This window comes from Pseudomonas sp. W4I3, from assembly GCF_030816195.1.
Lineage (GTDB): Bacteria > Pseudomonadota > Gammaproteobacteria > Pseudomonadales > Pseudomonadaceae > Aquipseudomonas.
On sequence record NZ_JAUSXS010000001.1, the window covers coordinates 4,423,700 to 4,445,053 of the forward strand.

At 56.0% G+C, this 21,354-nt stretch carries 26 protein-coding genes and 2 pseudogenes; 25 read left to right on the top strand and 3 right to left on the bottom strand.

Going from position 1 to position 21,354, the window contains the following annotated elements:
- Positions 1–22: 22 nt before the first annotated feature.
- The 10 genes and pseudogenes from QF045_RS19975 to QF045_RS20020 all read left to right on the top strand — a co-directional run bounded on the left by QF045_RS19975 (position 23) and on the right by QF045_RS20020 (position 8,862).
- Positions 23–247 (top strand): AlpA family transcriptional regulator, encoded by a 225-nt coding sequence (locus tag QF045_RS19975; RefSeq protein WP_124362215.1) that lies wholly within the window; start codon positions 23–25, stop codon positions 245–247.
- A 4-nt stretch (positions 248–251) separates the two neighbouring features.
- Positions 252–1,097 (top strand): ParA family protein, encoded by an 846-nt coding sequence (locus QF045_RS19980; RefSeq protein WP_124362214.1) that lies wholly within the window; start codon positions 252–254, stop codon positions 1,095–1,097.
- Between the two features lie 84 nt (positions 1,098–1,181).
- On the top strand, positions 1,182–1,391 hold the full coding sequence (locus QF045_RS19985; protein WP_124362213.1) for a hypothetical protein: 210 nt from the start codon (positions 1,182–1,184) through the stop codon (positions 1,389–1,391).
- Between the two features lie 14 nt (positions 1,392–1,405).
- A pseudogene (locus QF045_RS19990) lies at positions 1,406–2,993 on the top strand (ParB family protein).
- The gene (locus tag QF045_RS19995) at positions 2,990–3,538 is read left to right on the top strand and encodes a DUF2857 domain-containing protein (RefSeq protein ID WP_124362211.1); all 549 of its coding nucleotides are present in this window, start codon (positions 2,990–2,992) and stop codon (positions 3,536–3,538) included. Before QF045_RS19990 ends, QF045_RS19995 begins: the two are co-directional and overlap by 4 nt.
- On the top strand, positions 3,535–4,722 hold the full coding sequence (locus QF045_RS20000) for an STY4528 family pathogenicity island replication protein (RefSeq protein ID WP_124362210.1): 1,188 nt from the start codon (positions 3,535–3,537) through the stop codon (positions 4,720–4,722). Before QF045_RS19995 ends, QF045_RS20000 begins: the two co-directional genes overlap by 4 nt.
- A gap of 222 nt (positions 4,723–4,944) precedes the next feature.
- A complete protein-coding gene (locus QF045_RS20005) occupies positions 4,945–5,700 on the top strand; it encodes a PFL_4669 family integrating conjugative element protein (RefSeq protein WP_306493682.1) in 756 nt (251 codons plus the stop codon).
- Complete coding sequence (locus QF045_RS20010) at positions 5,697–6,212, top strand: DUF3158 family protein (RefSeq protein ID WP_306493683.1); 516 nt, start codon at positions 5,697–5,699, stop codon at positions 6,210–6,212. Before QF045_RS20005 ends, QF045_RS20010 begins: the two co-directional genes overlap by 4 nt.
- Positions 6,212–6,652, top strand: coding sequence for a single-stranded DNA-binding protein (locus QF045_RS20015; protein ID WP_306494927.1), 441 nt, complete (start codon positions 6,212–6,214; stop codon positions 6,650–6,652). Before QF045_RS20010 ends, QF045_RS20015 begins: the two co-directional genes overlap by 1 nt.
- Before the next feature lie 241 nt (positions 6,653–6,893).
- Positions 6,894–8,862, top strand: a pseudogene (locus tag QF045_RS20020) (DNA topoisomerase III).
- Between the two features lie 44 nt (positions 8,863–8,906).
- Here the strand turns inward: QF045_RS20020 and QF045_RS20025 are convergent.
- Positions 8,907–9,164 carry a hypothetical protein gene (locus QF045_RS20025; protein WP_306493684.1) on the bottom strand — a complete coding sequence of 86 codons (258 nt, stop codon included), beginning with the start codon at positions 9,162–9,164 and terminating at the stop codon, positions 8,907–8,909.
- Between the two features lie 209 nt (positions 9,165–9,373).
- Here QF045_RS20025 and QF045_RS20030 point away from each other — a divergent pair, with 209 nt between their 5' ends.
- The 12 genes from QF045_RS20030 to QF045_RS20085 all read left to right on the top strand — a co-directional run bounded on the left by QF045_RS20030 (position 9,374) and on the right by QF045_RS20085 (position 18,906).
- Entirely contained in the window at positions 9,374–9,715 is a 342-nt protein-coding gene (locus QF045_RS20030; protein WP_047882646.1) for a helix-turn-helix domain-containing protein, read from the top strand.
- 865 nt (positions 9,716–10,580) lie between these two features.
- On the top strand, positions 10,581–11,162 hold the full coding sequence (locus tag QF045_RS20035; protein WP_306493685.1) for an STY4534 family ICE replication protein: 582 nt from the start codon (positions 10,581–10,583) through the stop codon (positions 11,160–11,162).
- 70 nt (positions 11,163–11,232) lie between these two features.
- Entirely contained in the window at positions 11,233–11,490 is a 258-nt protein-coding gene (locus QF045_RS20040; protein WP_306493686.1) for a hypothetical protein, read from the top strand.
- 100 nt (positions 11,491–11,590) lie between these two features.
- On the top strand, positions 11,591–12,085 hold the full coding sequence (locus QF045_RS20045) for a JAB domain-containing protein (RefSeq protein ID WP_306493687.1): 495 nt from the start codon (positions 11,591–11,593) through the stop codon (positions 12,083–12,085).
- A 52-nt stretch (positions 12,086–12,137) separates the two neighbouring features.
- Positions 12,138–12,884, top strand: coding sequence for an ABC transporter substrate-binding protein (locus QF045_RS20050; RefSeq protein WP_306493688.1), 747 nt, complete (start codon positions 12,138–12,140; stop codon positions 12,882–12,884).
- A 104-nt stretch (positions 12,885–12,988) separates the two neighbouring features.
- Positions 12,989–13,531, top strand: a complete 543-nt coding sequence (locus tag QF045_RS20055; protein ID WP_306493689.1) for a PilL N-terminal domain-containing protein — start codon at positions 12,989–12,991, stop codon at positions 13,529–13,531.
- Complete coding sequence (locus tag QF045_RS20060) at positions 13,528–14,199, top strand: chemotaxis protein (protein ID WP_306493690.1); 672 nt, start codon at positions 13,528–13,530, stop codon at positions 14,197–14,199. The genes QF045_RS20055 and QF045_RS20060 overlap by 4 nt, the downstream gene beginning before the upstream one ends.
- Positions 14,200–14,208: 9 nt before the next feature.
- Positions 14,209–14,928: a TIGR03759 family integrating conjugative element protein gene (locus QF045_RS20065; protein ID WP_306493691.1), complete on the top strand. Its 720-nt coding sequence runs from the start codon at positions 14,209–14,211 to the stop codon at positions 14,926–14,928.
- Positions 14,910–15,458: a lytic transglycosylase gene (locus tag QF045_RS20070; protein ID WP_306493692.1), complete on the top strand. Its 549-nt coding sequence runs from the start codon at positions 14,910–14,912 to the stop codon at positions 15,456–15,458. The genes QF045_RS20065 and QF045_RS20070 overlap by 19 nt, the downstream gene beginning before the upstream one ends.
- Positions 15,455–15,970 carry an integrating conjugative element protein gene (locus QF045_RS20075; RefSeq protein ID WP_306493693.1) on the top strand — a complete coding sequence of 172 codons (516 nt, stop codon included), beginning with the start codon at positions 15,455–15,457 and terminating at the stop codon, positions 15,968–15,970. The genes QF045_RS20070 and QF045_RS20075 overlap by 4 nt, the downstream gene beginning before the upstream one ends.
- An 8-nt stretch (positions 15,971–15,978) precedes the next feature.
- A complete protein-coding gene (gene traD, locus QF045_RS20080) occupies positions 15,979–18,084 on the top strand; it encodes a type IV conjugative transfer system coupling protein TraD (protein ID WP_306493694.1) in 2,106 nt (701 codons plus the stop codon).
- Positions 18,085–18,174: 90 nt separating this feature from the next.
- Positions 18,175–18,906, top strand: coding sequence for a TIGR03747 family integrating conjugative element membrane protein (locus tag QF045_RS20085; protein ID WP_306493695.1), 732 nt, complete (start codon positions 18,175–18,177; stop codon positions 18,904–18,906).
- Positions 18,907–19,007: 101 nt separating this feature from the next.
- Here the strand turns inward: QF045_RS20085 and QF045_RS20090 are convergent, their stop codons facing one another.
- Positions 19,008–19,661 (bottom strand): hypothetical protein, encoded by a 654-nt coding sequence (locus QF045_RS20090; RefSeq protein WP_306493696.1) that lies wholly within the window; start codon positions 19,659–19,661, stop codon positions 19,008–19,010.
- A 70-nt stretch (positions 19,662–19,731) separates the two neighbouring features.
- Positions 19,732–20,178 carry a hypothetical protein gene (locus QF045_RS20095; protein ID WP_306493697.1) on the bottom strand — a complete coding sequence of 149 codons (447 nt, stop codon included), beginning with the start codon at positions 20,176–20,178 and terminating at the stop codon, positions 19,732–19,734.
- A 209-nt stretch (positions 20,179–20,387) separates the two neighbouring features.
- Here QF045_RS20095 and QF045_RS20100 point away from each other — a divergent pair, with 209 nt between their 5' ends.
- The 3 genes from QF045_RS20100 to QF045_RS20110 are packed head-to-tail and all read left to right on the top strand — an operon-like array spanning position 20,388 to position 21,348.
- A complete protein-coding gene (locus QF045_RS20100; protein ID WP_306493698.1) occupies positions 20,388–20,723 on the top strand; it encodes an RAQPRD family integrative conjugative element protein in 336 nt (111 codons plus the stop codon).
- Positions 20,720–20,959: a TIGR03758 family integrating conjugative element protein gene (locus tag QF045_RS20105; RefSeq protein WP_306493699.1), complete on the top strand. Its 240-nt coding sequence runs from the start codon at positions 20,720–20,722 to the stop codon at positions 20,957–20,959. The genes QF045_RS20100 and QF045_RS20105 overlap by 4 nt, the downstream gene beginning before the upstream one ends.
- Before the next feature lie 17 nt (positions 20,960–20,976).
- Positions 20,977–21,348 (top strand): TIGR03745 family integrating conjugative element membrane protein, encoded by a 372-nt coding sequence (locus QF045_RS20110; protein WP_060738069.1) that lies wholly within the window; start codon positions 20,977–20,979, stop codon positions 21,346–21,348.
- Positions 21,349–21,354: the final 6 nt, after the last annotated feature.

The following is a 21,354-nucleotide window of genomic DNA, read 5'->3' on the forward strand; positions in this document are numbered from 1 at the left end:
ATCGGCGCCAGGAGTGACTAGCATGTCCAACCAATCTGTCACCTCAGTTGAAGCACCTCAACCCCAACGCCACATCATGCGACGTGATGAGGTTGAACAAAAAACCGGCTTCAAACGTGCGCACATTTACAACCTGATGAAGGAAGGCAAGTTTCCGCGGGCGAAGCGTATCGGACTGCGCGCAGTTGGCTGGGACTCACTGGAAATCGAGCACTGGATTGCAGAACGCCTTTCGCAACAGGAGTGAGGGGATGCACGTGATATCGGTGGTTTCCACTAAGGGCGGGGTAGGTAAAACGACAGTAGCGGCCAATCTCGGTGGTCTGTTGGCCGATGCTGGCTTGCGCGTTCTGCTGTTGGATCTAGATAGCCAACCCACCCTATCCAGTTATTACTCATTGAGCCAAAAAGCTCATGCAGGTGCGTACGAACTCATTGCACTCAAGCTAACAATACCTGAGCGAATAATATCTAGGACTGCAGTCGTCGGTCTCGACCTGATTTTCTCCAACGACGATCAAGGTCGACTGAGCACCTTGTTGCTGCATGCCCCTGACGGACGACTACGCCTGCACAATTTGCTCAACGAGTTGTGTCTCAATTATGACCTGCTTTTGATCGATACTCAGGGAGCACGCAGTGTACTGCTGGAGATGGCCATCCTGGCCTCCGATCTCGCCCTCTCTCCCATCACGCCAGAAATGCTCGCTGCCCGCGAAATGCGCCGTGGCACCTTGAAGCTATTGAGTGAGCTCGAGCCGTTTCGCCACCTGGGCATCGACCCGCCGCCCTTACGGCTCTTACTGAACCAGGTAAACGTCAATCGAGTGGACACCCGGATGATCATCCGAAGCCTGCGCGAGACTTTCGCAGAGGCTACCAATATCTCGGTGCTAGACACCGTAATCCCGGACCGAGTGGCCTATCTCAATGCCGCCTCCCTCGGCTTACCGGTCCACCGAATAGATACACGCCCGTCGAGTAAACGTCGACGCTCGCAGTCTGCGCTAGAAATCATGCAGGCGCTGGCCATCGAATTATTTCCGGAATGGCGCGAAGCGATCTCATCGGTAATGAGGTGTGCGGAACCTCAATAAAACAAATTGCCCAATCAGCATTTCACCCAATTACTTTTGTTTGATCGACCTTGAAGCCAACAGGGCTTGGTAAGGAGTTTTCTAATGTTGGATCAGTTTCCTATCGTTGTTCAGCCTTCCATTCGACCCAGCGACGCGGCTTGCGAGGAGTACTGCACCGTGGTTTTTCGTTTGCAAGGGGGGCGCTCGGCCATGGTGTGGTTCCTCGCAGAACTCTCCCAACATTTCGAAGGTTCAGGGACTGCCGAAATCGTGAAATTCGAGGTCGGTGACCATTTGCGTAGCCGGCGTTAATCGAGGCGGTTCCGATGAAGAAGCTCAGTCAGGAGGAAATCACCGACAAGCTGCGCCAGGACCACTTCACTCAAGGTCCTGGACTGGAGCGACTGTCCGATCCAGTCATCGACACTCCCATGTTGGTCACTCTGGAACAGTTACGTCCCTACGAACACAACCCACGCTTCATACGTAACCCGCTTTATGACGATATCAAGGCATCGATCCGTGAACGCGGGCTGGATCAACCGCCACCGATTACCCGCCGGCCGGGTGAAACCTCTTTCATCATCCGCAACGGCGGTAATACGCGCTTGGCAATTCTCGGCGAGCTGTGGCAGGAAACTCGCGACGAGCGTTTCTTTCGGATCCACTGCCTGTTCCGACCTTGGAGCAATGAAATCACCGCCCTACTCGGTCATTTGGCTGAAAGCGATCTGCACGGTCAACTCACGTTCATCGAACGGGCTCTGGCGGTAGCCAAACTCAAAACCATGCTTGAGTCGGATGGCCCAGAGCTCTCACAACGGGAGCTGGCTCGACGCCTTGCCGCTGGAGGCTATCCGATTTCGCAGTCGCATATCAGCCGCATGCTAGACACCCTCGAACACTTATTACCCGCCATTCCACAAACTCTGTATGCCGGGTTGGGTAAGCCCCAGATAGAGCGTCTGATCGGTCTACGTAGTCAGGCTGAACGAACCTGGAACCGTTATCCAACTGCCACAGTTGCGTTTGGAGAGTTCTGGCTGGAAACCATGGGCTACTTCGATGGTGATCCTGACTCGTTTGATCTTGAGCAGATCCAGGACGAACTGCTCGAACGCATGAGCAGCTTGCTCGGACAGTCCTACCGTATGCTGGCCCTGGAGCTGAGCGATACCCAACGGGGCGCCCCGCACGCCTGGGGCTATCGTCACCACGCCTTCAGAAAGCAGTCATCCACCAAGCGAGCATGAAGCCGCGGCAGAACCGCCCTCCTCCGATGCGGAATCAAAATCAATCGAGGCCGAGAGCAGGATAGAGCCAATTTCAGAAGAACTGCTCGCAGAACCCGAAACAAATGCTTTACCAGCGGCCAGTCCTCGATCACGCGTTCAACAGATTCGTGAGCAAATCGATCGCGAGATAGCCACCGAAACGACGTCCCCAGTCGAAACCTGCCCAATCGACGACCTTTGGATCATCAAACCACTGATGGATACCCCCGAGCAACTGCGTTTAGCCATTGCCGGACTGGCTCGTGAAATGGCGGCCTATGCCGGAGATGCCGAGTGCATCATTGATCAAAAGCTTGGCTTGGGCTTCGCGTTGGACATTGAGCGACTCGATCTTTCAGCGCCTCGCTCGACCGGCGTTCACCTAATGCTCCTGGCCCTGCTACGTGCTCAAGACGAGGTGAACTGGGAAGATCGCAAGCAAATACCTTCCGCACTGTTCGGGCAACTGTTGTTAGGGGTCTATCAACTCCCTCTACCAGATCGACCAGTCACAGACGTGGGGCTGGAGCGACTGCCTGACAATCTGCTAATCAAACTGTTTCGCCTGATCCGCTTGGCCCGGAGACTAATCGACTTAACGCTCACCTCTGAAGAAAACTTACCGAAGGAGCTGAGATGAACCTGTCCTTCAATATGCTCAATCAAGCCATGCTAACCCAGGTACTGCACGAACTGCGCCTGGGCAACCTGCAACGCTGCAAGGCACTTGGACTGAGTGAGGATGACATTTTCTTGCTGCAATCCTTACCACCGACAACGCTATCGCGCCTAGCCCATGCCACTGTCCCTTGGCTTGAGGTCAAGATTGACTCGCCAGTGCTGCATCGATTGATCGAACAGGCTGACCGCGATGAACAGAACGAACGGTTGATCAACCGAGCGCTCAAACTCGGCGCCAGCAGCACCATCATGTACCAGTGCTTTGGCTTGGCGCATTCGGAAACCGCCATGCGCCGGCGTCTACTCAAGATAGAAACCCGTAAAGGCCGCCCCCAACATTTAAGCGAAGCGCAGGAGCATGCGTTGTGGCAACGCTGGTGCCAAATACGAACAGAGGACGGCACCGAGGATAAACTCGACGCCATGATGATGCTTGCCGAAGAACAGCAGATCAGCTTGACCATCGTTTGGCAGCAAATCGACCAGTACAGCACCAAAACATGAATGCTGTTCCTGCCAGTCGCTGGCAACGTGTCCTGCAGCAATGCACACAGCAGCTGCATGAACGCTGGCCAGCACGCCCTACCACTGAACAGCCCTCCAACCAGGCTCTACAGGCTGGCTTTCTGTTTAGTGGCCAATCACACGAAATCGTGCCACGTCGGCTGCTGTTGGATAATCGGCTGACGCCATTGGAGCGAAATGCCTGGCAGGTATTTCGACTCATGCTGCAAGGCCAGGGCGTGGTCACGCCGCGCTATGAGGATTTGCAGCCTTACCTCTCGAGCGTGCCCTACGGTGCGTCAGCCTCGCGTGAAACCATTGCTCGCGTGTTGACGATGCTCAGGCTCACTCGTTGGCTCAGCTTGGTTAGCCGCGGTCGCGATCAAATCAGCGGGCAGCTACAAGGTTCTTTGTATGTTCTGCACGATGAACCGTTAACCCCCGCCGAAGCCATGGAGCTCGATCAGGATTACCTAGAACTGGTCGGACATGCCCTCGGACATGCGACAAAGGCCGTGCGTATTGTCGCTCAGCACATTGTGGAGGAGGTTCGACAGGACACGAATATCGATCGGGGTCGGTTACCGACGCGGCTCGACAGCTGGGGCGAACAGTGGACGCAGCAAGGCTTGGATCAGCCGTCCGATGATGCATCCCACGATTCCGAACGGGGGGAAGATCACCACGTTCGGAATCGTGCAGGCCCTCGTTCGGATTCCGAATCAGGCTTGAGAGCTAACGTTTCCAGCACCGTTCGGAATCCGAACGCCGCCTGTACTGTATTAAAAGAAAGTAAATGTACAGTACCGCGCACGACCTCTAGTGTGGATAACCTGCACTGGCCCACTTCTCTGCACCTGAGCCCAAGCGAACGTCAGGCCGTCGCGGTGGCGCTGATCAAGCTCAACCCAGCGGATCAGCAGGCTGTGCTCAACGAGGTGGGAGCACGCTGTAAGGCCGGCGGTATCCGCAAGCCAGCGGCCTATCTGATGGGTCTGATCCAGCGTGCGCTGAAAGGCGACTTTCGTCCTTGGGCAAGTCAGGCCGAACCGTCACCCGTCGCAGAACTGCCCCCACCCGCTCCCTCGCGGCCGACTCGGAAAAAGGGCGAACCCGCATCAGCCCTCGCCCAAGCGTGTCTGAATGAGCTGCGCCAACTGCGTGGACGCGGTGGAACTCAATAGATTTGATGCCAGTGGCATCAAATCCATAGAGTCCCAATCTACGGAAATATCGGACCGAACCATGGAGCGTTTAGGGAAACGCCGGGACATTCTTCCAATAAACGTAGACGTCAGGAGTTTGCCCTCTCTCACCAAACCGAACAGACCGCGTTCAGCTTTTTGGCTGTCCTTGACCCTCACCTGTCGCAACGTTCCTGTCCAAGCGAATGCGAGGACAACACCGTGGCCGATCATTATCAACTCAACCTGGGTTCATTGCGCAGCAGCATCACCCTGACCCTGCACACTCACCACGCCGCCCGCATCTGGCAAGGTCGAACCGCACGCGAAGGCGTCCACTCCATCATGGGTATGGCCGGCTACATCAGCGTCACCAACCTGATCAAACAAACCGCGGCCCATGACGACCCCTATGCCGACTGGGCCATGGTGCAACTCGAAGAAAAGCTGATGCAGGCTAAAGCTGGGATGCTGGAATTGACCCAACAGCTGGATCGAATCAGACAAGACCTGCCGACACAGATCGACATGGGCGACAACCTCAACATCCACCCCGTCACTTTGCCGCTGTACATCGGCAGCCAGCTGGGGTTTCTAGCGGTCTACCTACTGACCGATTACGACACTCTGGTGCGCCGAACACTGTTGTCTCATCACACCGCCTTGATCGGTCGCAGGGACATGGAGGCCTGGATTGATGACGGCGCCCATCTGCTGCGCAGTCTGTTCGGCCAAGCGCAGCGCTATCGGCATGCTGGTGTCACACGCGATGACATGGCGGCGAACAACGCTCGCGCCCTGGCAGCCATCGATAAATTTGGTATGCCGCCCATGGACATCCTTGAGGGTCATCGCCGCTCCCAGTTCGCGCCCCCGATCATTCGCCGTGGCGCTGTGCCAGTGGATGACGATGACGCATTGGCAGAGAACGCGAGAGAGCCCTTCGCGACCGTGGATAAGCCGGAGGACGACGCATGAATCCCATGATCCCGGCTCAACCGAGGGACCTCGAAGCGGTGACATCTGGTGCCTATCGAGAGCTCGAACACGCTGCCTCACTAAAAGGCCTTTTAAAACCTTTTAAGGGTAAGGGGGAGTTGGAGCACTTGGCGCAGGTGGCGAGGGAAATCGAGGTGCAGTTATGTCACCTGATGGAGGCTGTGGTGCAGCAAGCCGGACAGCCTCCTTACTCACTGCTGGATATCCGATTGGTGCTGCAGAACACCAGCGCGGGCAGCACCTTTTTGCGTTGGCGCGCCCGTGATTTTACACGTATGGGAGTTGCAGTCTGGGAACGCCAGATTTGTAACAGCACCCTGCCGCAGGTCGTGCGCGAAAGATTGCACCGTTTCGAATGCGATCGCATTGCACTGAACCTACAGATGAGCGTGGTGCATTCGCTTTACCGCCAGGCCTCGACCTGTGCGATCAAAATGGCCAGTGCCGAACGGTTACTGCGCCAGTTCACACCCGCAGTGGAGATATCATGATGAGCACTTTTTTTGTCGGCGAAGGCAATATCGGCAGTGCGCCAGAGTTCCAGGAGTTCGCCTCAGGTAATGACGAACCACGGCGCTTGCTGCGACTGAATGTGTACTTCGACAACCCCGTGCCACGTGAGGGGAGCTATGAAGATCGAGGCGGCTATTGGGCTCCGGTTGAGCTCTGGCACCGCGAGGCTGAACACTGGAGCACGCTGTACCAGAAAGGCATGCGGGTCCTGGTCGAAGGTCGTACGGTACGCGACGAGTGGGAGGACAGCGAAGACAACGCACGAGTGACCTTCAAGATCGAGGCCCGTCGAGTCGGTATCCTGCCTCACCGGGTACACGGCGTGGTCATGCGTGAGCGCTCCAGTGAACCGGCGGCCTCTCAAAATACAGAGCAGGCCAGTACACCGGCGTCGAAACCCAAGAAGCGCAGAGGGTAGACACCTACGGAGCGACATACCCCAGGCATAAAAAAATGCGCTTTGCGTGAAGTTGCTGGCCTGTCATTACTCGCTGCTCGTAAAGACTCATCCTGTCGCCCACGCTACACCAAGGTAGCAGTCTCGGCCCATCCAAAGCTGCACTCACCGACTAATATGAGGAACCTGCCATTCAGGTTTCTCGTATCTCGCCACCGCTATTTCCAACAACGCTGCGCTGAACTCAATCCGGAGCAGTTCTATGCGCCTCTTTCTATGCGAAAAGCCTTCCCAGGGCCGGGACATCGCCAAAATACTCAGGGCCATTCGGCGTGGTGATGGTTGCCTGATCGGACCCGACTCCACCGTCACCTGGTGTGTCGGTCACCTGCTAGAGACAGCCCCACCTGAAGCTTATGGTGAGCAGTTCAAGAGTTGGTCGTTGGATCATTTGCCAATCATTCCCGCGCAGTGGCAGGTTGAGGTCAAACCCAAGACTGCCGCACAGTTCAAAGTCATTAAACGCCTACTCAGTGAAGCTACCACCGTGGTGATCGCCACCGACGCTGATCGCGAAGGTGAAATGATTGCCCGCGAGTTATTGGAGCTCTGCAACTATCAAGGCCCCGTTCAGCGCCTCTGGTTGTCCGCACTTAACGAGGCGTCGATTCGCAAAGCCTTGTCCACGCTGAAATCCGGTCAAGAGACCTTCCCGCTTTATCACTCAGCCCTCGCACGCAGCCGCGCCGACTGGCTGATCGGCATGAACCTCAGCCGTCTGTTTACCCTTCTCGGTCGGCGAGCAGGTTACGACGGCGTGTTGTCAGTTGGACGCGTCCAAACGCCCACTTTGCGCTTGGTGGTTGAACGAGACCGCGCGATTGCCAGCTTCGCCTCTGTGCCGTATTGGGTAGTGAATGTGCACCTGTCTTCAATGGGACAGCCATTCATCGCATCGTGGATACCGCCAAGTTCGGGACGTGACGAAGCCGGTCGCTGCCTGCAGCAGGCGCTTGCCAGTCAGACCGTCCAAGCGATTTCTAGCAGCAAGACCGCCACCGTAGTCTCGCTGCAGACTGAGCATTTCCGCGAAACGCCACCCCTGCCCTTCGACCTGAGCACATTGCAAGAAGTCTGTTCACGCAAGTTGGGACTCGGCGCTCAGGAAACCCTGAATATTGCCCAAGCCCTGTATGAAACCCACAAAGCCACCACCTACCCGCGCAGCGATTGCCGCTATTTGCCAGAGAGTATGTTCAACGAGGCACCTGCGGTACTCGATGCCCTGCTCAAAACGGATCCTGCACTCAGATCGGCATTCGGGAGCCTCGATCGATCATTGCGCTCCCGCGTATGGAACGATGCCAAAGTCACCGCGCACCACGGCATCATTCCCACCACCGAGCCGGCAAACCTTGTGCGGATGTCCGAACAAGAACGCCACGTCTACGAACTGATTCGTAGCCACTACCTCGTGCAATTTCTGCCGCATCACGAGTTTGATCGAACCGAGGTCGAACTGGAGTGCGGCGCCGAGCGTTTGACTGCGGTTGGCAAACAGATCGTCGTCCAAGGCTGGAAAGGCTTGCTCTCCGACAACCCCGAAGACGATGAACCCAGTCATAAGTCCCAGGTGTTGCCCATCCTGCAACAGGGTACCGAGTGCGCAGTGGACGACGTTGAACTCAAATCCATGCGCACCGCTGCGCCCAAATCGCTCACCGAGGGCGATCTAATTAAGGCGATGAAAAACGTCGCCAAGCTGGTCAACGACCCACGCCTGAAACAGAAACTTCGAGATACCACCGGTATCGGCACCGAAGCCACGCGAGCCGGCATCATCAAGGGGTTGATTGATCGCGGTTACTTGCTGAAGAAAAAACGTGCATTAACGGCCTCCGCAGCGGCCCATACCCTGATCGAAGCGGTACCCGCAGCAGTCGCAGATCCGGGTATGACAGCGATCTGGGAGCAAGCTCTGGATGAAATCGAAGCGGGACGCCTGACCCTGGATGCATTCGTTGCCAAGCAGGCGCACTGGATTACGCAGCTGATCGCGAACTGCGGAGCGCTTACCTTGTCGGTACCGGTCGAAGCCGGGCCTGGCTGCCCCATTTGCAACGCATCAATGCTCAGGGCGGAAGGGAAAATCAGGACCGTTCTGGACATGCGCCCACTACCCGGACTGCAAAGGTACTCTGCCGATCAGCAAAGGTAGGCGACACCCATGACACATCATTGGTGATCACCAAAATCTTGGAGTGGATGTACCGGGTCAGTGCGTCATCAATGGAGGCTGATCTTTCTCCAAGTCCATTAGCGGTTGTCCGATTTCACGAGCCAAAGCGATGCCTGTCGCGATCCATATCTGCCCCAGTTCGTTGAACGCTTTCAGGTGAGCAGGATCTTCGTTGAGCCAATGAACAAGGCTGTCGAGGTGTGCGGGGTTATCAGGGCAATCATGGATCTTGATGAACAGCTCCAGTGTTCGATCCCAGATCGGGTCCATGACGTCCTCGCGCTGCTCATCCATGCTCAACCCTGCCTCCGTTTGGCCCTATCAGACCGCTCAGTCTCACTGGTCACTTCGGGCTCTGATCCCTGGAGGAATAGATGTCACGTCGCGACAAACAGCAATTTCGGTCACTATAACAACCCTATAAGTCGATACTCAACCGTTAAGGATGTTCATGTCAATGGGTCTTTGCTCAACCATTCGGGTTGAATTGGAGAACTCATCACTTGGCATATAAACATCCAACCCAAGCCCAAATCGGACGCATGATCGCGAAGCACCGCACTCAGCGTAATCTGACCCAGGAAGAAGTGGCTGAACGCTTGGGGATCGGCAGCGAAGCCATTTCGCGCCTTGAGCGGGGTGTGGTGGAGCTTTCCGTGGTCAAGCTGATGCAACTGGCGGACATCTTCGACTGCCGGATGGATGAACTGCTGACGGAGTCGAGCAATCGTCCCAACGACCAGGGCCAGATGATCGCGGGACTACTGAGCGGCCTTCAAGAAAGCGACCGTGCCTTTATCCTGACGACCGTCGAACAGCTGGCCGCTCACCTCAGTAGCAAATAACCTCTTCGCCCACTGGCTTGACGTCGTCACACCCGCTCTGCTGTAGTGCCTCAGGATCATCGCTTACGGCGACCCAAGACCGATTCGCTCCGGGTAGCTCGGTCGGACTCCTTGAGTTCGGAGCCTTCTCTTCTGCGGAATTCCGTTCCCGTTTTGTGCTCGACCTGATCGTGGTGGCGGATGACCACTGTTGCCTCTGCCAGGCATCAGCGGTCATCCGCTACGGCGATCGCATTCAGTCCCGGAGCCCGCCGGGGAAACACTGGGCACCCTTTGTGCGCGGATGCGTGCCAGCGTGTTCCGACCCAGGCCACGACAAGGGTCGGTTGGCGGATCATGGCGCAGTTAAATCAAGTTTTGCGAGGAGCTTGTCGACTGCGTCAGACTGCCTAAGGTGGCTTTTCTATTCCCCGCCTGGCACCCCGTCAGGCCCACTCTTCACTTTCTTCAGTCCAGTAATTTCCACTGTATTCCGACCATAAAAAACCGGCTTGCGGCGTCTTGACGCTCCCCTATGACAGGCTTATACAAAGGGTGTGGTTCGCTGTCGTTGACAGCCCAGCCCAGGTAGCTTGAACCTTTAAGGCTACGCCACGCTTGTGGTGGTTTACCCAAGTGCGATCAGCATTCGGAGGCTCGCACGATTACCGCTTCAGCGGTGATGAATGCCCACTACCCCAAATCCGCAGACCACGACTGCGGATCGTTTTCTGCTGCATCACTATTCTCAAGCGCACCGTTCTGATCGTCATCGGCTTGCCGGTGCCGTGTCGTTCATCGCTTGCCTTCATCTTACCCACCCTGACGGGGCTCACTTCCCCGTCAGGGGCTGTGCGTCGCCGTTTCCCTTGAAAGGAGAATCACCATGGCCTACGCCAACCAATCCCAAGAAGCGACCACTTACTTCAATCTGCACACCGTCGGTATCGGCTACCTCAACCGTGTACGCGAGGTACAAGTCCGCCGCGGCCAGCCGTTCATGGCCTGCGATATCGCGGCTCTGCATGGCGCCACTGATGCAGTCGAGTACACCCGCTTCGACTGCAAGGTCGCTGGCGGCGAAGCTGAACGTTTGATTCGCCTCTATATGGACGCCGTCAATGCCGAGAAAAAGGTCTTGCTGTCGTTCCGTATCGGCGACCTGTGGATCGACCCATTTCTCTATGAGAAAGGCGCTAAACAAGGCCAGCCGGGCGCCAGCCTGAAAGGTCGTCTGCTGTACATCGACTGGATCAAAGTCAATGGCACGTTCGAGTACAAAGCGCCTGCCAGGCAGGAGGCAACAGCATCTGCTGAGCAAGCGCCAAACAGTGAGCCATCCCCAACGTCGGCTGATGCCGAAGCTGAGGATACCGACAACCCAACAGAGTCCAGGATTGAGCCTGAATCTGTACCCACTCCCCGCACGGCCCGCCGTGTCGCCACCCGTACTGTTCAGCCCGCCTGAACAATCCACGATGTTTACATCAAGGCGCTCAATCGAGCGCCTTTTTTTCAATCAGCACAGGAGAACCAATATGGAATCCTTCTGGCTTTGCGACGATTGCCTGTTCGCTGCGGCTTACGAGGACTACAGCACGTTATCGCTCTATTACACGACGGATGAGGTCGAGGAACGCATCGCCGGTCTCCATCGTGGGCTGGTTCGGCTAATGCCCATCAGTGCCGACTTCGATCCCGAAACTGGCCGTGGAATAAGAACCTACTCCCCATTGCCCTGCAACAGTTGTGATTCACACCTGAACGGACAACGCCACCGATTCACTCAGCTGTAAACAGCGCGTCATCGGGCAATGCCCGTCACTCTATATCCACCTTGGGGACAACACTCCCCTTGGGTGTGTACCCCCAGATTGTTCCCTTCGGAGGTATCCCATGAGCACCCAACTCACCCTCATCGAAACCTCGAATATCGAGGCTGATCGTATCGTCCTAGAAAACCAGCTGATCGACGAAGCGCTGCACATTCTGGATCGACGACTGTTCACCCGCGGCCCCAGCCTGACGTCACCTGACGCCGTGGCCTCATACCTAAAACTGCATGTTGCACCTCAAGAGCATGAGGTTTTCGGTGTGATGTTTCTCGATGCCCGCCATCGCGTTCTGGCATTCGAGATCCTCTTTCACGGGAGCATCGATGGCGCCAGCGTTTACTCCCGCCAAGTCGTCAAGCGCTCCTTAGCGCATAACGCAGCAGCCGTCATTTTTGTTCACAACCACCCTTCGGGATGTACAGAACCCAGCCAGGCAGACCGCGTCTTGACCGCACGGTTGAAAGAGGCCTTGGCCTTGATCGAGGTTCACGTACTGGATCACTTCATCGTTGGTGAAGGTCGCCCACTTTCTCTTGCCGAATACGGTTGGCTTTAACCCTTACAGGCGCCTTCGGGCGCCTTGTTCATTTTCATCTTGGAGAATAGTCATGAAATCCACTACCCAAGCCCCAGCGATGCTGGGGGCCTCAAACCCATTCGTTCGCGGCTATGACAATCTATCTATCGAACGGCTGCTGCTGATCACCTACGCGAACGACTGCCCTCCCTGCCTTCGCTCCGTACACGACTCACAAGCTCATCTGCCCGACGATGCGCTAGAACTGTTCCCCTGCCTGTTCTGCGATGATTTCGCCATAATCAGCGAAGACCAACTGATTCCGGATGAGTTGGATGAACGTTGCCAATCCACCGGGCTGGTGCGCCAAGTGATCTACGCCGTGAATGGTGAAATGCTCAACGAGCGACATCACGTCGGTGACCTGTACTCTCTGGAAGAAGCCCAAGCCATGGTCCATCGTTTGAGCTTCGACACAGGACACTACAGTCGAGCCTGGGAAATCAGTACCGCGCACCTCACTGACGAAGCACTGCGCCACCTGGAAAGCCGGGTTGGCAATGTCGACTCCAGACCAACCGGACTTCTGTTTGAGCCCTTTGCCCTGACAGACTGCAATGGCATCGGGTGTAAGCTGATCGGCACGCCCTGGACCGACGAGAACCTGATGAAGATCGAGGGCAGTCCTTACTCGTCGCTAAGGCAAGAGCAGCTCGACGCCGGTACGCCGGAAGCCCTGGTCAACGTACTGTATCTGGCGGCGTTGGCGGATGTGAGGTTGTTGATTTTCGATCCCGACGCTGCCGTCTTGGATGGGCTAGCCATTTTTGATGAGTAGCAGGGTCTTCAGCGTTAACACGACTCGCCTTGAATCAACTTTCTCACTGAATGGCTCCTTTATCCATGTCAGGTTCTGCACTGAATCTGACATGAGGTTTTTCCATGGAGCGCATTTTAACGCCTATTTGCCTGCTGGGTTTGTTGAGTGCCTGCACTGCGCAAACCCCCACCCCGATGCAGCCCCATTCAGAAATCGACAGTGGCTCCAATCAGGCCCAGCACTCGGGGGGCACAGCCGAAGAAAGCCATCCGACAGAACTTCGTTATGGCCGCTATACGCTGGTCAGCACCGAGCCCACCACGGAACAACGCGATCTTCTCGCCCAAATCATCGATGTGAGTATCCCATCCAACCTGAATCCTTCGGTGCAGGATGCGTTGCAGTACGTATTGCAGCGCTCGGGCTATTCGCTGTGTCCCGATACCGCAGCGGTGAAAGTGCTTTTTACTCGGCCCCTGCCTGCGGCCCATTACCGGCTGGGTCCAATCCCCTTGCGCAGCGCGCTACAAGTGCTGGCTGGCCCCGCCTGGCAACTCAAAACCGATGAAGTCAACCGTTCGATCTGCTTCGAACAGCAGAAAACGAAGGACGGTGTCGCACTGACCACACCCGTCTTGCCTCATCAGTCGGAGGCGCGATCATGAGAGCCTCGACGTTTCAAATCCTCATCATTGGATCGCTTTGCCTCTCAGTCGCCGGTCTGAGCGGTGGTTTGTATAACCAATATCAGCGCATGGCCGAACTGCAGGACACGGACACGCAATACCGGCAAACCCTGGACACCTTGCAGCGTGATTCAAGCACCCTCAAGGATGCTCAGGAAAAACTACAGTACGCACTGAAAGACCTGAAGCAGATGGTCGATACCGGTGAGCTACAGGCCAATACCCTCGATCCGATGTTGGATCAATGGGCGCAAGAAATACAGGAACTGCGCGACGGTCTGGCAGACCGCGCCACCGTGGCAGATCTGACAGCGCTACGTGCACGTCTTGAGCAGATCGAGCAGCAGCTTCTGGAGCTCAAGACCCAGCCATCACTCCCACCATCTACTTCTTCCGCGGCCAAACCGAAAAAGACCGCTCGCCGCAAGCCCTTTACGCTCTCTCCACCGTTCTCAGTGTTGAGTATCGAGTACCGCGGCGGCGAGCGTTTTCTGACGGTCGCACCTCCTGACAGTCGCTCGCTTGTGGATGTTCAGCTGCTGCATAGCGGCGAGCAGTTCGGCGCCTGGAGCCTGAAAGTGCTGGAGCCGAACGCAGCCATCTTCGCGGTGGCCGCTCAGCCAGACCAGATCGTGTACCTCCCTTGAGAAGTGATCATGAACAGAGCGCTACTGCCCTCCGCCGTCTGTATCGCTTCGCTACTGGCCATGGGCGTTGCGATGGGTAACCCCGTCACGACACCGTCACAGAACCAGAACACGCAGGTCGCGCCCTTGGGGCGCTCTGACTCTGAACAGGCGGCGAGCTGGGGCCTGACCGAGCAGGAGTGGACGCGCTTCGAACAGATCCAAGCCGGCCCACGCGGTTTCTGGAGCCCAAACCTCGATCCGTTGACCGCACTTGGGGTTGAAGCCCAGACCGACCCAGAGCGCCAGCGCTATGCCGAACTACAGGTAGCGCTGGAAGCCAAACGCGCCGAGCGCGAGTTGGCCTACCAAAACGCTTACACGGCGGCCTGGGCCAAGCTGTTTCCCGGACTGCTGCCGATCCAAGGCATGGCATCTTCGTCCCCTACCAGTTCATCGGTCGCGCCGCGCCCAGCCTTGTTTGTGGAGGACCACTGCCCGGCGTGCACCGCTGAAGCACAACGTTTGCAAAACAGTGACACCACGTTCGATATTTACCTGGTGGGCAGCCAAGGCGAGGATGAACGCGTCCGTCGCTGGGCTCGGCAAGCGGACATCGACCCGGCCAAGGTTCAACGTCGGCAGATCACCCTGAACCATGACCGTGGTCGCTGGTTCAGCCTGGGTGCTCCGGGGCCATTGCCCGCCACATTTCAACAGGTGAACGGACAATGGCAACGCATCGACTGAGTGGTATTGCGCTCATGCTGACGGTGCTCGCCGTCCAGGCTGACGAACTTCCGCCTCCGGCCTATCAACTGGCGGCGAATGACGCCGGCATCCCTTCTACGGTGCTGTTCGCGATTGCGCTGCAGGAGAGTGGGACCCGCATCCGTGGCCGACTGCTGCCCTGGCCGTGGACCTTGAACATCGCCGGAACGCCCTACCGCTTCGCCACTCACCAGGCCGCCTGTCACGCTTTGCTTCAGGCACTCGCCCGACATCACGCCAAGCGGGTCGATGTCGGTCTCGGGCAAACCAATCTGGGTTATCACGGACAAAATTTTTCCAGTCCCTGCGAGGCCCTCGACCCCTACCGAAATCTCGCCGTCACCGCCGCGCTGCTGCAGGAGCATCACGCCGCCACTGGTGACTGGGTGTCAGCTGCCGGACGCTATCACCGCCCAGCAGGAGGAGCGCCGGCGGCGCGTTATCGCGCTGGATTTTCCAAGCAACTCGTACGGTTGCTGGTTTCCGTCAAACAGGGCACACCGCCATGAAGCAAATATTCCTTACCTGTTATTTCATACTGTTCTTAGCACCTGTAGCCCAGGCGAAACCAATCGTAGCCAGGGATCCGGCTGGCGACCTCACCCAATCCCGTTTCCAGGCCACGGACCTGTCCATAAATAACAGAATTCAGGCTTCCCGGGCCGTGCATGCAGACCTGTCGAGGTTTGCCAATGAGAACTGGATATTACCGATCAGCAGTTCTCGGCTGAGCCCCGGCCAGATCACTCCCCGCGCCCTGAACATGGCTGGTTTGCAGCCATTTTTCCTGGTCGGTGACGATCCCCAGTCGCTGGCTTGGCTGCGTCAACACGCGGCTGAACTGCAGGAAATTGGCGCGGCGGGCCTCGCTGTCGAAGTGGCCAATGCTGAAGCCCTGGCCCGGATTCGAGCAGCCGCTCCGAGCATCACCATCCTGCCGGTCAACGGCAACGACATCGCCACCCGCCTGCAGATTGAGCACTACCCCATATTGATCACCGCCACCTCATTGGAACAGTGAGTCAGGTCATGGCCGAGCATGCGATGGAGTCCAAGCTCCGGCCAGCGGTGGAGCTGTACACCGTAGCGATCTGCGTCGCCGCCGCAGTGCTGTGCGTGTACTCACCCTGGGCGGTGGCGCTGTCACCCGAGATCGGTCAGGTTGCGGCGCTGGCCTATGCCCTGTTCGGCTTGACCCGCCTGCGACAGGCCTGGAAGGTGTTGCGCTATCGGCGCAATATCCGTCGGCTGCCCCGCTACGAGCTGACAAGTCGGCAGATTCCGGTCAGCCGAAAACGTCTGTTCATGGGCCGAGGCTTCCGTTGGACCCGTCTGCACACCCAGCGCTTGGTCGAGGCCCAGGATCCGGCGGTCGCTCACTATGTTGACCAACCGACCCACTACCGCCTGGCACGTGGACTCGAACGGCGCCTGGAGCACGCACCGTTTCCACTCTCGACACTGGCGCGTATCACTGCCTGGGACAGTGCCTTCAATCCATTACGCCCTTTGCCCCCCGTCGGTGGCTCGCCGCTGTTGCATGGGGTCGAGCCCGACGAAACGGAAGTCAGTCTGCCGCTGGGCGAACGGGTCGGACACACCTTGGTGCTGGGCACTACTCGTGTCGGCAAGACGCGACTCGCCGAGGTGTACATCACCCAGGACATTCACCGCGTCGAACATGAGGTGGTCATCGTTTTCGATCCGAAGGGTGATGCCGACCTGCTCAAACGCATGTACGTCGAAGCCAAACGCGCCGGTCGGGAAAAGGAATTCTATGTTTTCCATCTAGGCTGGCCAGAGATATCAGCGCGTTACAACGCCGTAGGACGTTTCGGGCGCATTTCGGAAGTGGCGTCGCGCATCGCCGGGCAGCTCAGCGGTGAAGGCAACTCGGCGGCCTTTCGTGAATTCGCCTGGCGTTTCGTCAACATCATTGCCCGGGCTTTGATCGAGTTGGGCAGGCGTCCGGACTACCTGCAGATCCAACGGCACGTGGTCAACATCGATGCACTGTTCATCGAGTACGCCCAGCAGTTTTTCGCTAAGACCGACCCGAAAGCGTGGGAGGTGATCGTTCAGCTTGAAGGCAAACTCACCGAGAAGAACATCCCCCGGCATATGGTGGGACGCGAAAAGCGGGTAGTGGCCATCGAACAGTACCTGGCGGTGAAGCGGGTATTTGATCCGGTAATGGACGGACTGCGTTCAGCGGTCCGATATGACCGTACTTACTTCGACAAAATCGTTGCTTCGCTGCTGCCACTGCTGGAGAAACTCACCACCGGCAAAACTGCTCAGTTACTGGCCCCTAACTACACTGATCTGGACGACCCACGTCCGATCTTCGACTGGATGCAGATCATCCGAAAACGCGGCATCGTCTACGTCGGTCTGGATGCGCTGACCGACGCCGAGGTGGCCGCCGCTGTTGGCAACTCCATGTTCGCCGACTTGGTCTCGGTTGCGGGTCACATCTATAAACATGGCATCGACCACGGCCTGCCTCAGTCAGGCAGGAGCAGTGACAAACTGCCAATAAACCTGCACGCCGATGAGTTCAACGAGTTGATGGGCGATGAATTCATTCCTTTGATCAATAAGGGCGGCGGTGCTGGTATCCAGGTAACCGCCTACACCCAGACCCTCAGCGATATCGAAGCACGTATCGGCAACCGCGCCAAGGCTGGCCAGGTAATCGGCAATTTCAACACCTTGCAGATGCTGCGGGTGCGCGAGACCGCCACCGCTGAATTACTCACCCAGCAGTTGCCAAAGGTCAACGTGCTGACCAAGACGCTGGTGTCGGGTGCTACCGACACCTCCGATCCTGAGGCCAATACCGACTTCACCTCGTCCTCACAGGACCGTGTCAGCAGCACCAGCGTGCCGCTGATCGAGCCTGCTCACATTGTCAGTTTGCCCAAGGGGCAAATGTTTTCCTTCCAGGCTGGTGGTCAGCTCTGGAAGGTCCGCATGCCGTTGCCGAAACCCTCCAACGACGATGCCATGCCCAAGGATCTACAGGAACTCACTCAGCGGATGCGGGCGGCCTACAACGAGCAGGCGGGGCAGTGGTGGAGTGCTAGTGGTGGCGGCCCAACTACCAACTTCGATCTGGATCAGGTGGGTTAGCTCTCCCCCGCCACAGGTTTCGATTCAGCAGAAAACGGTCCAGAAGATGTAATGCCCACATCAGCTCTGCAGCGCGTTATGGAGTGAACGATGGCGACTTCCGCTCAGAACACGCCACCACAACCGATCCAGCGTCCAGGACTGATCATCTCCACGATCAGCCTGGTAATGCGCATCATCGGTTTGCTGATCGCCTCGTTGCTGTTTTCGATCCTCGTCGAGTTCGCCGGTTTGCTACTGTTCTGGGGCGATCAGGGTTGGCGACACAGCCAAGCCATGTTCAATAGCGAATTGGAATGGCTCAGTGAGCACTTCAAATCCTCTCTCATCCTCCAACAACCCGGACAGACAATTGTTCAAGTACTGGACTTCCTAAATCATTGGCTGTTGGTCAAGACTGGCTTTGCGGATTTTGCCCGGCAGACGCGCGCGTCAAGCCAGGGCAACGGCATCTGGGGATGGACCAACCAGCTCTACGTAAGCATTGAGGATTTCGTGTTGGCAGCGGTGTATGTCACCTTTACCTTCGTGGTGCGCCTGACCATTCTGGTACTGGCCACGCCACTGTTCTTGCTGACCATGCTCACTGGTTTTGTCGATGGTTTGATACGCCGTGACCTGCGCAAATTTGGTGCAGGTCGGGAAAGTAGCTTTGTTTACCATCGCGCAAAACGGACTGTGGTGCCGCTATTTATTCTGCCTTGGATCATTTACCTATCATTACCCATCACACTCAACCCAATGGCCATTTTTCTTCCTTGCTCCGTCATGCTCGGCGCAGCCACGGCCCTGACGACAACAACATTCAAAAAATACATTTAACAAAATCAAATATCTTTAATATTAATTAAATAACTCACCACCCCCTATCCAAATTAACCAAAATAATTTAAGGAAAGCCTAAAACCAGAATAACATTCCACTTAGCGATTCCTCAGCTTTATGAAAAACCACCACTTAAAAAACAACACCCTCATTGATCTTAACAACCACGAGCGCGACTTCATGTTACCCTCACCAATTATTGACAATGAAGCTGTTGCAGCTTTGCCGCCTGCAAGAAAAGAAATAATACAAAATAGAAAATATTTTAAATTTTCATGTTCGTGACTCAGCTTAACTTTATCGACTAATTTTCCCAGCCTCTCATAGAGTTTACCGACCCGATCCCCATGGGCAGGCAGCGGGATATAATCTTTGCTTCCAAACTCCTGACTGTTTACCATTAAATGGGAGGGCGTTTCACGGCACACGCCGCTGACATTGGCATGAGAGCAAAAATAAGAATTTATTCTGGCGATGGCATTGGGACCCGGTAATGATTGCAACCAGGAATCTCCATATCTTCTCAATTCTGGCTCATCCCCGACACTATTAAACGATAGTATTGAATATACCTTGAAAGCGGTTTTGCAGACTGCATTTTCGGCCGCTGAAAAAGAGGTATCCGATAGACAGCTTTCTGTCAAGCTCTGATACCGAGCCTTATAAAACTGCAAGTAGTCACCCAGCAGCTTATTAGTATCTAACATCTGCTCCCGATCAGATTTTGCTTGAGAATCAACCACCAAGTACATGCAACCCACTAGACTTAACATGCACCACAGATGGTCATAGCCATGTTTAAATTTCGGACTCTTAAAAAAGTTAGCTACAATTAAAGCAATTGACCACCCAGAGACGAAGGGAGATTATAAAGTTTATTCCACTACTCCAGAACCCACCAATATATCCCGCCCCCAGATGAAACTCTTCAGGAATAAGCAACCACCAACTCGGTGAGACCCCAGCCAGTGACAAGACCCCAGGAAAAAGCACCATTAACAAGCCCACCATGCCCGACTTACGCCCTAAAACATAAGCCCCTCTAACAAATATAAAGGCCAACCAAACAAAGAACGTGAAAAAAAACAAAGAAATTGTTTTGACGCCAACGACGGGACTAAGATTCAACAACGGGTACGGTATGCCTGGCTCGTATATATTATTAAAATAACCAAACCACCCGATCCCTTCGAGGTTCTGCGCCACACCATAAGAAGCGATGAAAGATATCCAATAATACGGTTTTATAAACAGATAAAGCCATTGCATCAAACTGCCCCCCAAAATCCAACCTCATGTTCAGAACTGAGGGGTAGCCCCTCGGTACAACCTTACCGTCGTTACGTATGTGGACCATACAGACAAGAATACCCAAGAGGTCAATCGCCACCAAAAACGATTGTCTCTTCTTCAGTTTTCTCAGGGATTTAGCTGGTCATTTTCACAATCCTGCACGTGAGAATCCAGAGCCAATCGCCATGCCTACTCCCTTTATCCTCCGCCCTCTGATTTCCGTACTGTTGCTAGCGTCCAGCTGTGCCAATGCAGCATCTAGTCAGGACCAGATTGAGATGGTGCTCATTCAAAAACAGCTTGAGATTACAGAGCATCTTGTAAGTCGCGCAAACACAACCAATACACCAAATGAGTCCGCACGCTATCGCTTTGACTATCTCCGCCTAATTCAAGACATCCAACGCATTCGTCAAGGTGTGCAGGGCTATCTGTCACCCTCCCGCGCTCAACCTCGAGATCCTGGTGAACTGGTCGGTGATTACTACCTCGACGCTCTGCCCGAGGAACCTTCGCCATGAGCATGACCGACGCGCAGACAGCAGCTTTTAAAGACGCCTCCGGCTTCGCACCGCAGAGCAGTTCGACACTGTGGTTGTCCCTGGTTCTCGTTCTGGCTTTGCTTTGGTGCGCCTGGGTGATGTGGACGGCCTACCGGGGTTGGGCCACCGGGAGCGTGCGCTTTGGAGCCTTCGGCGGCAGCGCCGCGCGCGTCTTGCTCGCGCTGCTCGTACTGATGTTTTTCACCCTGTCCTAATCCAGGAGATCACCGTCATGCTCAAGTGCCTTGCCCCCTTGAAAAACAACCTGCGTGATCGTGCCAGTCAGCGCCTGATCGGTCTGTTGCTGGTGCTCGGTCCAAGCCTAGCGTTTGCCGAGCTCCCGACCATGGAAGCCCCTTCGCGGGGCGAAGGCTCCGGGTTGATCGAGACAATTAAAAACTACGCCTACGACGGCGGGATCCTGCTCGGTCTGCTAATCGCCCTTCTCGCTTTTCTCGGTGTGGCTTGGCATTCCCTGACCGTCTATGCCGACGTGCAGAACCAGCGCAAGACCTGGAAAGACCTCGGCGCCGTAGTCGGCATTGGAGCCCTGCTGGTGGTGATCATCATCTGGTTCCTGACCAAGGCCGCCGCGATTCTGTGAGGTCGA